We start from the raw sequence: 12297 nt of genomic DNA, 5'->3' as shown, positions 1-12297 counted from the left end.
GCGGGGGGGGGGCCTCGTTCTCGTGCTCCACGGGGGGGGGGGCGCGCGCGCGGCCCCCCCCCCCCCCCCCCAGGACCCGTGCGCACACGAAAGGCATTTGGACAGGGGGCGCTGGCCAGATCTTTCGACGCGAGGGGTGCTGAACCGACATGACGACCACCGACCTATCCACATCCGTCCCCTACAGGGAGGTGACGGATCGCAACGGCCGCCTGTACCGCATCGGTGAGACCGACCGGGACATCATGGGGCGACCACGCTGGACCATGGTGCTCTTCCCCTGGATGGGGATGCTGGGCATCAGTTCCTCGGAGTACGCGTTCACCTCCGCCGAGGACACCCTGCACGACGCCCACCTGTGGAGCAGTGGGCACATCTTCTGGCTGATGGGCGTCTGGATCTTCTTCCAGGCGGCCGTGGCCTTCCCGGCCGGGCAACTGCGCGAGAGCGGGCGGCTGCCCGCGCGGTACGCCATGATGCTCGGCGCGCTGGGCACGGTGCTGGGCTATGTCTCGCTGGCGTTCGCGCCGCACGTGATCGTCGCCTACCTCGGCTTCGGGATGTTCAGCGGCATCGGCGCCGGCCTCGTCTACGCGACCTGCGTGAACATGGTCGGCAAGTGGTACCCGGAACGCAAGGGCGGCAAGACCGGCCTGGTCAACGGCGGTTTCGCCTACGGCTCGGTGCCCTTCGTCTTCCTGTTCACCTCGTACATGGACCTGGGCAACTACCGGACCGTTCTGGTGACGGTGGGCCTGGTCTGCTGTTTCGTGGTCGCGTTCGCGGGCTGGTTCTTCAAGGACCCGCCCAAGGGCTGGTGGCCTCCGCACGTGGACCCGCTGAAGGTGTCGTCCGATCCCAGGATCCGGCGGGCGCTGGAGAAGAACCCGCCGGCGGTGAAGCAGTACACCCCGAAGGAGGCCGCCCGCACACCCGTCCTGTGGATGATGTGGTTCTGTCTGCTGTGCACCGCGGGCATCAACATCTTCGGTATCGCCTTCCAGGTGCCGTTCGGCAAGGACATGGGGTTCGCGGGCGGGATCGTGGCCACCGCGATGTCCCTGAAGGCGATCGTCAACGGCACCGGGCGCGGTGTGATCGGCTGGATCTCCGACCGCTTCGGCCGCCGCAACACACTGATCATCGTCTGTCTGGTGCTGGGCTCCGCGCAGTTCGGCGTGCTCGTCTCGGGCCAGATGGGCAGCATGCCGTTCTTCCTGTTCTGCTCCATGGTCTCCGGTTTCGGCGGCGGGGCGATCTTCCCGCTCTTCGCGGCCATGACGGCGGACTACTTCGGCGAGAACAACAACGCCTCCAACTACGGGATGGTCTACAGCTCGAAGCTGATCTCGGGCCTGGTGGGCTCCGGCATGGGCGCGGTCGTCGTCGGCGCGTGGGACTACCACGGGGCCTTCGTGCTCGCGGGCTCCATCGGTCTGGCCTCCGCCGTACTGGCGCTGTTCCTGAAATCACCGGGCACCCCCAAGGCCCGGAGCATCGTCCCCAACCCGCAACCGCTCGGCGAGGAGATGGCGTGACATGACGGCGGACCCCATCGCCACCGAGGGCGCGTCGGCCGGAACCGACGCCCCGAACCGCTCGTACCGCGAAGTCACCGACGCCCGGGGCCGTGTCTACCGGGTCGGCGAGACGGACCGGGACATCCTGGGCCACTCACGCAAGTTCATGGTGTACCTGCCGTGGATCGCCATGATGGCCATCAGCGTCTTCGAGTACGCGTACGGCTCGGCGGAGGACACCCTGTCCCACGCGCACGGCTGGACGCAGAGCAACACCTTCTGGATCCTGAGCGTCTGGGTCTTCTTCCAGGCCGGCATAGCCTTCCCGGCGGGCTGGATGCGGGAGAAGGGCATCCTGACCGCTCGCCGGGCCATGTACATCGGCGCGGTCATGTGCGTCCTCGGCTTCCTCGCCCTGTCGCACCTGAGCAACGTGCTGCTGGCCATCCTGGGCTTCGGTGTCATCGGTGGCATCGGTTCGGGCCTGGTCTACGCGACCTGCATCAACATGGTCGGCAAGTGGTTCCCCGAACGGCGGGGCGCCCGGACGGGCTTCGTCAACGGCGGATTCGCCTACGGCTCCCTGCCCTTCATCTTCATCTTCAACTACGCGTTCGACACCGGGAACTACCATCGCGTCCTGGACCTCATCGGGTGCTACGTGATGATCGTCGTCCTGTCCACCGCGTTCTTCTTCAAGGACCCGCCGAAGAACTGGTGGCCGGCGGACATCGACCCGCTGACCCATGGCGGGGACGCCAGGACCTCGGCGAGTCTCGTCAAGAACCCGCCCGCGGTGAAGCAGTACACCCCGAAGGAGGCCGTCAGGACGGGCGTGCTCCCCCTGATGTGGATCACTCTGGTGATGACCGCCGGCGTGTCCATCTTCGGGATCTCCTTCCAGGTCGACTTCGCCAAGGAGGTGGGCTTCGGTCCCCTGGTGGCGGCGTCCTCGATGGGCATCATGGCCGTCATCAACGGCATCGGCCGCGCCGTCGTGGGGTGGCTGTCCGACACCTGGGGACGCAAGCTGACCCTGGTGTTCGTCATCGTCGTCCTCGGACTCGCGCAGTTCGGCGTGATCTGGGCCGGGAACATCAGGAGCGAGTGGCTCTTCCTGTTCTTCGCCTTCCTCTCCGGGTTCGGCGGCGGTGCCTTCTACCCGATGTTCGCGGCCCTGACCCCGGACTACTTCGGGGAGAACTACAACGCCACCAACTACGGGCTGGTGTACAGCGGGAAGCTGGTCAGCGGTCTGTTCGGCGGCGGTCTCGGCTCGATGGTGGTCGCCGCCTGGGGTTACAACGGCGCGTACGCGCTGGCCGGAGGCATCTCGATGGCGGCGGCGGCGATCGCGCTGCTGCTGAAACAGCCGGGTCACGACGGCGAGTCGAGCGGGGTCCCGCAGCCGGCCGGCTGACACGGCCCAAGGAGGCGGAACGGCAGGCGCACGGTCGTACGGACATCAGGCGGCCCTCCCCACGTGGTCGGTGTGGGGAGGGCCGCCTGACGTGACGCGCCGGATCCAGGGTGTGTCTAGTGGCGCTTCTCGCGGAGGGCGGCGAGGTGGTCGTAACCGATCTTCGCGTGCTTCAGCGACTGCCCGGGGTCGGTGGCACTCGGGGCGTTGTCCTGCTCGACCATCGGGTTGTGGTAACTCCGGTCGCCGACACGGGAGAAGAACGTGGTGTAGTCGATGACACCGGTGCCGAACGGCACCATGTCGTAGCCCATCCCGTTGGTGGTGTTGACGGTGCCGTCCTTGGCGTGGAAGAGCGGGTAGCGCTTGTTGTTGCGGACGACGAGCCCCGCGGGGTCGAAGATCCTCTCCCGCGTGGATCCGTCGTGGGCGGTGTACGTGGGGAACTTGTACTGGGCCACGTGCGCCCAGAAGATGTCCATCTCCAGCCAGACCACCTTCGGGTCGGTGACCTTCAGGAAGTACTCCAGTTTGCGGATGCCCGAACTGCGGGTGGGCCGGCCCTGGTCGTCCAGCGGTCCCCCGTCGAGCAGGAAGCCGTACGCCGCGTCGTGGTTGTGGGTGTACAGCTTGAGGCCGGCCCGGCGGGCGATGGCGCCGAGCGCGTTCCACTTGTCGGCGGCGACGTCCCAGTCGGCCCGGTAGGCGCTGCCGGTGGGGTCGCCGCCGGTGCCCACGTGTGCCATGCCGAGGATGTTGGCGATCTCCAGGTGCTTCTTGAAGGTGTCCAGGTCGGGTGTGGTGAGAGGCCAGGACGACGGTATGAAGCCGTGGTTGCCCTGGGCCCGCAGACCGTAGTCGTCGAGCCAGGAGCGCAACAGCCTGGCGCCCTCCACGGACTCCAGGTTGGCCCCGCCGGGGGCGTTGGCGTGCTGGCCGTACCCGGCGAACTCCACCTGCCGGTATCCGAAGCGCGAGAGCTGCTTGAAGACCTCGCGGAAGCCGGAGGGCAGGTCGGTGGAGAGGGGGTCGCGGCCCGTCGCGTCACGGACGGTGTAGAGGATGATGCCGCGCCGGTTCGCGGGGACGAGGAGATCACCACCGTGGCCGTGCCCGTGGTCGTGCCCGTGATCGTGGTCGTGGCCTCTGCCCCGGTCGTGGGCGAGGGCCGGGGAGGCGCCGAGGACGGGTGCGGCGATCGCCGCGGTCGCGGCGGCCGTGCAGGTGCTGAGGAAGCGTCGGCGGTTGACACCGAGCGTGCGACGCAGGGCGTCGCCGACTGCGGGTTCGTCGTGGAACGCGGTTTCGTCGTGGAACGCGGGTCCGTCGTTGAACGCGGTCACGGTCTCTCTCTTTCGGGTCGGTGTTCAGCGGTGCCGGGTGCCGGAGGATGTGGTGCCGCCCGTGCCCGGGCCGGTGGCCCGCCGGGCAGTTGCGGGGACGCGCGGCGGACGCGTTGTCAGTGGCGCGTGCTTCACTTTCCGTAGTCGCTCGTCCGGCCGTGTCACGCGAGTCCGGCCAGGCCGAGCAGCAGGGATTTCACTTCGGTGGCCGCGATGCGGCCGGTGCCGGTGCGGGGGGTGGAGCAGATGAGGAGCGGACCTTCGTCGTCGCTCGCGGGAAGGCGGCCGTGGCTGCCGCGAAGAGCCGAGGGGTCGAGGGGCACGACCGCCATGCGGTAGCGCAGCCCGACCTTCTTGCGGGCCAGCGCCGTGGCGGCCTTCACCCTGACGTAGGGGTCGAGGGGGTCCATGAACAGTTCGGCCGGGTCGTAGCCGGGTTTGCGGTGGATCTCGACGAGCCGCGCGAAGTCGGGGGCGCGGGCGTCGTCGAGCCAGTAGTAGTACGTGAACCAGGAGTCCGGTTCGGCCACCGCGACGAGTTCGCCCGAGCGCGGGTGGTCGAGGTGGTGGGCCTTCTTGCCTTCGTCGTCGAGGAGTCGCTCGATGCCGGGCAGGCCCGCGAGCGCCGTCCTGGTGGCCTCCAGGTCCTCGGGGCGGCGCACGTAGACGTGGGCGATCTGATGGTCGGCGACCGCGAAGGCGCGGGAGGCCATCGGGTCGAGGTACTCCATGCCGTCCTGCGTGTGCACCTCGAGCAGTCCGGCGCGGCGCAGGGCGCGGTTGATGTCGACGGGGCGGTCCACGCGGGTGATGCCGTACTCGGAGAGCGCGACGACGGTGCGGCCTTCGGCCTCGGCGTCGTCGAGCAGGGGCGCGAGGGCGGTGTCGAGGTCGGCGGCGGCCCGATGGGAGCGTGGGTCGTCGGGGCCGAAGCGCTGAAGGTCGTAGTCGAGGTGAGGGAGGTAGCAGAGGGTCAGGTCCGGCCGGCGGGTGCGGATGATGTGCCGGGTCGCGTCGATGATCCAGCGGCTGGAGACGAGGTCGGCGCCGGGGCCCCAGAAGTGGAAGAGGGGGAACGTGCCGAGTTTCTGGGTGAGTTCGTCGTGCAGGGCTGGGGGCCGGGTGTAGCAGTCGGGTTCCTTGCGGCCGTCGGCGTAGTAGACGGGGCGGGGGGTGACGGTGATGTCGGTGTCGGCGCCCATGGCGTACCACCAGCAGATGTTGGCGACCGTGTAGCCGGGGTGCGCGCGGCGCGCGGCGTCCCACAGTTTGTCGCCGGACACCAGACCGTTGTGCTGCCGCCACAGGAGTACGTCGCCGAGTTCGCGGAAGTACCAGCCGTTGCCGACGATGCCGTGCTCGCCGGGATGGGTGCCGGTGAGGAAGGTGGACTGGGCGGCGCAGGTGACGGCGGGCAGGACGGTGCCGAGCGGGGCGCTGAAGCCGGACCGGCCGAGCGCCCTGAGGCGGGGCATGTCGTCGAGCAGCCTGGGGGTGAGTCCCACGACGTCGAGGACGAGGAGCGGGGTGGGCCCGGAACGCTCCGGCGTCGAGCGGGTCACGGCAGCTCCTTGAGGCCGAGGTCCGTCAGCAGGTCGCGGGCGAGGGTGAGTTCGGCCGCGATGCCGTCGACGAGCTGGGCCCGGGTACGGGGGCGCAGCTCGGGTGGCAGGGCCTGCCAGGTGTAGGTCTCGACCTCCAGGTGCCGGGTGAGCGGGCGCGGGCCGCCGACGAGGCGGGTCAGCGCGGCCTTGAGGACGGGGAGGGTCGAGGTGAGGGGGGCGGCGGGGGGCGCGTGCAGCGGGACGTGGAAGTGGGCGCGCCAGGGTGCGGTGTCGGGCAGGGCGTCGCCGGCCAGGGCCTCGCCGAGGTCGTCGGTGCCGCGCAGGCCCGCGTCGGTGGTGGTGCGGGTCTGGTGCAGGAAGCGGGGTTCGTCGAAGGCGGCGAGGGCCGCGCGGACTTCGGGGAGACGGGGGTGTTCGGCGTGCAGGGCGGCGGAGAGCTGGGACTTGACGATCGGGACGCGGGCCTCGGCGAGGGCGTCCAGGGCGGTGTGCGGGTCCTCGAAGGAGGTCGCGAGGTGGCACGTGTCCACGCAGACGCCGATGCGGTCGTGGCCGATGGCGGTGAGCGGGGCGAGCGCGTCGGCGGTGGTCTCGACGGTGCAGCCGGGTTCGGGCTCCAGGCCGACGCGCAGCGAGCGTCCGGTGAGTTCGTGGAGGGCGTCGAGTCGTTCCCCGAGGGTGGTCAGCGCGGCCCGGGCCCTCGCCGCGCGCTGGTCGTCGTAGGCGGTGCGCCAGGCCAGCGGCAGGGTGGAGACGCTGCCTTCGGTGACGTCGTCGGGGAGCAGCTGGGCGAGGACGCGGGCGAGGGCGGTGGTGTGGGCGAGGCGTTCGGGGTCGGCCCAGTCGGGCCGGTAGACGCGGTACTTGACCTCTTCGGCGCCGAAGCCCTCGTAGGGGAAGCCGTTCAGGGTGACGACCTCCAGACCGCGGCGGTCGAGTTCGGTGCGCAGGGCGCGCAGCGCGGCGGGGTCGGTGGCCAGTGCGTGGGCGGCGTCCCTGGCGAGCCACAGGCCGATGCCGAGGCGGTCGCGGCCGAGGCGGCGGCGTACGGGTTCGCAGTGGTCGCGGAGCTGGGCGAGAACGCCGTCGAGGGTTTCGGCGGGGTGGACGTTGGTGCAGTAGGCGAGGTGGACGGTGGAGCCGTCGGGGTGGCGGAAGCGCATCGCTCACTCCCCGCCGCGCAGGACGGAGTTGCCCTCGTGGGTCGTGCCCGTGCCGGGCGGGTCGAGGCAGAGACGTCCGCTCAGTCCGTAGAAGGCGACGGGGTTGCGCCACAGCACCCGGTCGACGTCGTCGTCGGTGAACCCCGCGGCCAGCAGCGCGTCGCCCACGAGACGGGTCTTGAGGGGGTCGCTCCTGCCCCAGTCCGCGGCCGAGTTGACGAGCAGCTTCTCGGGGCCGTAGGCGCGCAGGATCGCGACCATGCGGTCCTCGTCCATCTTGGTGTCGGGGTAGACGGAGAAGCCCAGCCAGCAGCCGCTGTCCTTGGCCTCCTTGACGGTCGTCTCGTTGAGGTGGTCGACGAGGACTCGGTCCGGGGGCAGTGCGGACTCCCGGACGGCGTCGAGGGTGCGGCGCAGCCCCGTGAGCTTGTCGCGATGGGGGGTGTGCACGAGCGCGGGCAGCCCGTGGTCGGCGGCGAGCTGGAGCTGGGTGGCGAGCGCGGTGTCCTCGGCGGGGGTCATGGAGTCGTAGCCGATCTCGCCCACGGCAACGACCTGGTCCTTGACCAGATAGCGGGGGAGTTCGTCCAGGACGGGGACGCAGCGGGGGTCGTTGGCCTCCTTGGGGTTGAGGGCGAGTGTGCAGTGGTGGGCGATGCCGTACTGGGCGGCGCGGAAGGGCTCCCAGCCGAGCAGCGAGTCGAAGTAGTCGAGGAAGGAGGCGGCGGAGGTGCGGGGCTGGCCGAGCCAGAAGGCGGGCTCGACGACGGCGCGGACGCCCGCGGCGTGCATGGCCTCGTAGTCGTCGGTGGTCCGTGACGTCATGTGGATGTGGGGGTCGAAGATGCGCATCAGGACTCCTTGCCGGATCGGCCGTGGGGGCCGGTGGGGGTGGCGGCGGGCTCGGTCAGGGCCAGTACGCGCCGCAGGTCCTCGGGGACGGGACGGCCCGCGGCGGTGCGCTCCTCGGCGTGGTCGCCGAGCATCCGGGCGAGTTCGCCGTCCGCGCGGGCTCGCTCGGCCAGGCCGGCCACGGCGTCGACGGGGACACCGGTGAAGAGGCACTTGAGGACGGCGTGCCGCCAGTTGTGGGCGTCCAGGTGGCGGGCCGCGTACGGGCCGAGGGCGGCGGCGACGAGCCGGGTGTCGTTGGTGCGCAGGGCGTCCTCGACGAGGGGCAGCGCCTCGGGGCCGGGCACGAGGTGGGGCAGGGCGTGCAGGACGGCCCGGCGTTCCGCGGCGGTCCCCTGGCGGTAGACGCGGGCGAGTGCCTGGGTGTCGGCGCGGGCGGCGTGCAGGAGCAGGACGCGGGCGCCGTCGGCGTTCTCGTGTCCGCAGCGCCGGCCGGCCTCCGCGATCCGCAGCTCCCAGACGGAGATCGGACCGTGGGTCCCGGGGTGTTCGGCGGCTTCGGCGAGAGCTCGGTCGAGCCAGGCTCGGGCGGGGGCGTCGAGGCGGGAGCCGAGCCGGGCACGCAGGGCCGCGAGGGCGGGTGGGACGAGTGCGGGTGCGGGTGCGGCGGTGGTCGGCGGAGTGCCGCCGTGGGGTGCGCGCGGGTGGTGGTTCACGGGGTGCTCCCTTCGGCGCTGTCGGGGATCGCCCGGGCCGCGCGGTGGAGGAACGGGAGGGACCGCTCGGCGAAGTGGGGGCCCGCGTGGGAGTGGCGGGGCAGTTCGACGACGGTGAGCGCCTGGTAGCCGGTGGCGGCCAGGGCTTCGAGCACGGGCGGGAAGTCGATCTCCCCGTCCCCGAACGGGAGGTGTTCGTGGACACCGCGGCGCATGTCCTCGATCTGGACGTGCCGCAGCCAGGGGGCGGCGGCCCGCACGCAGTCCGCGGGCGGAAGGGGTTCGAGGCACTGGCAGTGGCCGATGTCGAGGGTGAGGCCGAGCGCGGGCGGGTCGCCGAGGAGGTGGCGCAGACGGTGGAAGTCGTCGAGGGTGGCGAGCAGATGGCCGGGTTCGGGTTCGACGGCGAGCGGGATGCCGGCGAGGGTGGCCGCGTCGAGTACCGGCGTCAGTGTCTCGGCGAACCGCTTCCAGGCGGTGTCCTCGTCGGTGCCGGCCGGAGGCACTCCGCTGAAGCAGTGCACGGCGTGCGCGCCGAGGTCGGCGGCGACCCGCACGGCACGGCGCAGCAGGTCGGCGCGGCGCGCCCGGTCCGCCGGGTCCGGGTCGAGGAGTGACGGTCCGTGCTTGCGGCGCGGGTCGAGGACGTAGCGGGCACCGGTCTCCACGGTGACACCGAGACCGAGAGCGTCCAGCCTGCGGGCCACCCTCCGGGTGCGGGCGGCGAGGTCCGGGGCCATCGGGTCGAGGTGCATGTGGTCGAGCGTCAGACCGACGCCGTCGTAGCCGAGGTCCGCGAGGAGGGCGAGGGCGTCGTCGAGCCGGAGATCGGCCAGCCCGTTGGTTCCGTAGCCGAAGCGCAGGGCGCCGGGGGCGGCCGGGGGCGGCGGTGTGAATCCCGCGGGGCGGGAACCGGGGCGCCCTGGGCGCGGCACGGAGTTCGCGGAGCGCGGCGCGGAACCCGTACGGTCTGGTGCGGGGTCCGCGGCACCCGGCGCGGAGTTCGCGGAGCGCGGCGCGGAACCCGTCCGGTCCGGCGCGGGCCCCCTCCGATCCGGCACGGAGTTCGCGGAGCGCGGCACGAAACTCGTACGGTCCGGCACGGAGTTCGCGGGGCGCGACGCGGGGGCCCTGAAACCCGGCGCCGAGTCCCAAGGGCCCGGCACGGAGCTCACCAGGCGCGGCGCAGAGCCCGTACGGCCCGGCGCGGGGTCCGCGGAACCCGGCGCGGGGGCCCTCGAACCCGGCGCCGAATCCAAAGGGCCCGGCGCGGGGTCCGCGGCACCCGGCGCGGGGGCCCTCGAACCCGGCGCCGAATCCAAAAGGGCCGGCACGGAGTTCGCGGAGCGCGGCGTGGGGGTCATGTGATGCTCACCTTCTTCGCGAATCTGCGGGCCGCGGGGGCCAGCGCGGCGGTGAGGAGCGCCGGGCCGAGGGCGCCGGAGCGGGCCGCGAGGGCTGCCTGGAGCGGGATCATCGCGCGGATGCCGCCGCCGACGGCTCGCTGGGTGAGCTGGGGCGAGGGGTTGAGAGCGGCGTGCAGGAGGGGCCGCGCGGAGGTCGCGGCGTACGCGGCCGTGAGGACCCCGCGCACGACGTGCGTGGCGCCCGGCGGAGTGCGGGCGGAGGCCGGTCCGCGCGTCAACGAGCAGGTCAGGGAGCCCGTCGCGGCGAGTGCGGCCAGCGGTGCGATCGGTGAGCCGCCCCGGGTCTCGCCGCGGGAGACCGCGGTCACCGCGAGGGTGTGGGTGGCCAGGACGGCGGCGGAGGGCAGGGCGGTTCGCACGCCGCGGCCCGTAGCCGCCGCACCGAGGAGCAGGTCGAGCCCCCGGGCGGCGGCCATCGCCGCCGGCCCCGCGGGGGTTCGTTTGAGCACGAGGTCGTACGCCCACACGGTGGCCGCGAGGGGCACCGCGACGGCGACGGCACGACGGCCGGCCCGGGCGGCGAGGGCCAGTCCGGCCGCCGTGAGGGCGCCCGCCGCCACGAAGGCCGCGGCGGGCCGCACGCGTCCGGACGGCAGCGGGCGGTGCGGGCGCTCGGCGGCGTCCTCGCCCCGGTCGGCCCAGTCGTTGAGGGCCATGCCCGCCTCGTACAGGCACAGCGAGGAGCCGGCGGCGAGCAGCGTGCGCGGTCCGGGGCGGCCACCGGCGGCAGCGGCGCCCGCGAGGGCGTCGCCGGGGACGGTGAACAGTGCGGGCAGCCGCAGCAGTTCGGCCCAGGCGAGCAGGTGCGGACCGGCGCCGCGCGGCACGGAACCGGACGTTCCGGCGTCCGGGCGAGGGTGCGTCACCGCTCCTCCCGGGGCCCGTGCGCCGGCCGCGGCCCGGGCTGCTGGTTCCGGCGTCCCGGCTGTCGCGCGCGGCGTTCGAGGTGCGGCTCCCGGGATTCCGGACGCGGTGTCCGCAGCCGGACCGCGAACCGCGCCAGCTCGGCGTACTGCTCGCCGAGCGCCGCGGGTCCCTCGCCCAGCGGGTCCTTGAAGTAGAAGCCGAGGCCGTCCAGCGGCCCCGACAGACCGGCCTCGTGGGCGCGGGACACCAGCCGTGCGAGGTCGAGGACGAGGGGCGCCGCCAGTGCGGAGTCGCAGCCCTGCCAGGTGGTCTGGAGGATCATCCGGGTACCGAGGAAGCCGTCGAAGGCGATGTGGTCCCAGGCGGTCTTCCAGTCACCGAGCGCCGGTACGTCGTCGATGTGCACCTCGCCCTGCGGGGCCGTGCCCAGCGTGTCCGCGAGCACCCGCTCCTTGCCGGCGTTCTTGGCGGCCGCGGCGGCGGGGTCGGCGAGGGAGGCTCCGTCACCGCCGCCGAGCAGGTTGGTGCCGGACCAGGCGCGGACCTCCAGCGCACGCTGCGCGAACATCGGGCCGAGCACCGACCGCAGCAGGGTCTGGCCCGTCTTGCCGTCCCGGCCGGCGTACGGCAGGCCGCCGGCCCGTGCGGCCGGGGCCAGCGCGGGGTGGTGGAGGCCGGTCGAGGGGGTGAAGTTCACGTACGGGCAGCCCGCCTCGAGCGCCGCCGCCGCGTACAGCGAGCTCGGGGGCAGCGCGGTGCCGGTGGGAGCAGGCTCGGTGGAGGCCACGTTCACCACGACCGCCCGGGTCAGGCCTCGCCGCCGTAAGAAGTCCCGCAGGTCGGCGGCGAAACCGTCCACCAGCTCGGTGGTGTCCCGGGTGTCGCCGGGGACCGGGCCGCCCGGCCGGATCTCCCGGTCGGCGGCCTCCAGTTCGGCCGCGACCGCGGCGGGCAGGCCGTGCGGGAGGACGCCCGCCGAGGCCAGGGCCTCCGCGCGTTTGGGCAGCGGGCAGTCCACGGTGTCGTGGCCGCCGAAGACGAGGGAGGACAGCGGAGGCAGGCCGCACCCGGCGAAGAGCGGTGTCTCGGTGACCATGCCGGTCGGAGGGTGCAGGCCGGCGGTGACGGCCGCGCAGCCCGCGACGACGGTGGTGGCGACGGAACCACGCGCTCCGATCAGCCACACACCCACCCGGGGTTCGGAAGAGGACGCGGACATGGGCAGCCTCCTGGTCGTCCGTCCGCCGCAGAGGAGTGACGGAGGTGAGGAAAAGGTCGAGGAGCGCCGGAGCGGGTGAGGTGCGGACGAGACGGGGGGGGGGGGGGGGGGGGGCCCCCCCCCCCCCCCCCCCCCACCCCCCCCCCCCCCCCGGGCGCGGGGGGGGTGGGGGGAGGTAGAATTTATAGGAGGTGGGGGGAAAAAC

10 protein-coding genes are annotated in these 12297 nt (G+C 72.7%); 2 read left to right on the top strand and 8 right to left on the bottom strand.

All coding sequences use genetic code 11. The annotated features are described in order from the left end of the window. The first annotated feature begins 149 nt into the window (after positions 1–149). Together ACFV2J_RS06360 and ACFV2J_RS06355 are read left to right on the top strand one after the other, a co-directional pair. On the top strand, positions 150–1538 hold the full coding sequence (locus ACFV2J_RS06360; RefSeq protein ID WP_385082509.1) for an OFA family MFS transporter: 1389 nt from the start codon (positions 150–152) through the stop codon (positions 1536–1538). 1 nt (position 1539) lies between these two features. After that, positions 1540–2940, top strand: a complete 1401-nt coding sequence (locus ACFV2J_RS06355; protein WP_385082511.1) for an OFA family MFS transporter — start codon at positions 1540–1542, stop codon at positions 2938–2940. A gap of 116 nt (positions 2941–3056) precedes the next feature. Here ACFV2J_RS06355 and ACFV2J_RS06350 read toward each other — a convergent pair whose 3' ends face one another. The 8 genes from ACFV2J_RS06350 to ACFV2J_RS06315 form a co-directional block, all read right to left on the bottom strand. Next, positions 3057–4283 (bottom strand): sugar phosphate isomerase/epimerase family protein, encoded by a 1227-nt coding sequence (locus ACFV2J_RS06350; RefSeq protein WP_385082512.1) that lies wholly within the window; start codon positions 4281–4283, stop codon positions 3057–3059. Between the two features lie 161 nt (positions 4284–4444). Continuing rightward, on the bottom strand, positions 4445–5845 hold the full coding sequence (locus ACFV2J_RS06345; RefSeq protein ID WP_385082513.1) for an alkaline phosphatase family protein: 1401 nt from the start codon (positions 5843–5845) through the stop codon (positions 4445–4447). Further along, a complete protein-coding gene (gene eboE, locus ACFV2J_RS06340; protein ID WP_385082515.1) occupies positions 5842–7011 on the bottom strand; it encodes a metabolite traffic protein EboE in 1170 nt (389 codons plus the stop codon). Before eboE ends, ACFV2J_RS06345 begins: the two co-directional genes overlap by 4 nt. 3 nt (positions 7012–7014) lie before the next feature. Next, positions 7015–7863, bottom strand: coding sequence for a TatD family hydrolase (locus tag ACFV2J_RS06335; protein WP_385082516.1), 849 nt, complete (start codon positions 7861–7863; stop codon positions 7015–7017). Next, positions 7863–8579: an EboA domain-containing protein gene (locus ACFV2J_RS06330; protein ID WP_385082517.1), complete on the bottom strand. Its 717-nt coding sequence runs from the start codon at positions 8577–8579 to the stop codon at positions 7863–7865. Before ACFV2J_RS06330 ends, ACFV2J_RS06335 begins: the two co-directional genes overlap by 1 nt. Further along, the gene (locus ACFV2J_RS06325; protein WP_385082523.1) at positions 8576–9442 is read right to left on the bottom strand and encodes a sugar phosphate isomerase/epimerase family protein; all 867 of its coding nucleotides are present in this window, start codon (positions 9440–9442) and stop codon (positions 8576–8578) included. Before ACFV2J_RS06325 ends, ACFV2J_RS06330 begins: the two co-directional genes overlap by 4 nt. Positions 9443–9939: 497 nt before the next feature. Beyond that, a complete protein-coding gene (locus tag ACFV2J_RS06320) occupies positions 9940–10872 on the bottom strand; it encodes an SCO3242 family prenyltransferase (protein WP_385437519.1) in 933 nt (310 codons plus the stop codon). Then, complete coding sequence (locus ACFV2J_RS06315; RefSeq protein ID WP_385082520.1) at positions 10869–12092, bottom strand: inositol-3-phosphate synthase; 1224 nt, start codon at positions 12090–12092, stop codon at positions 10869–10871. The genes ACFV2J_RS06320 and ACFV2J_RS06315 overlap by 4 nt, the downstream gene beginning before the upstream one ends. Positions 12093–12297 lie beyond the last annotated feature (205 nt).

This window comes from Streptomyces sp. NPDC059668 (assembly GCF_042734135.1).
Lineage (GTDB): Bacteria > Actinomycetota > Actinomycetes > Streptomycetales > Streptomycetaceae > Streptomyces.
The sequence above is the reverse complement of the archived record's forward strand: the minus strand, read 5'-3'. Positions and strand labels throughout refer to the sequence as shown.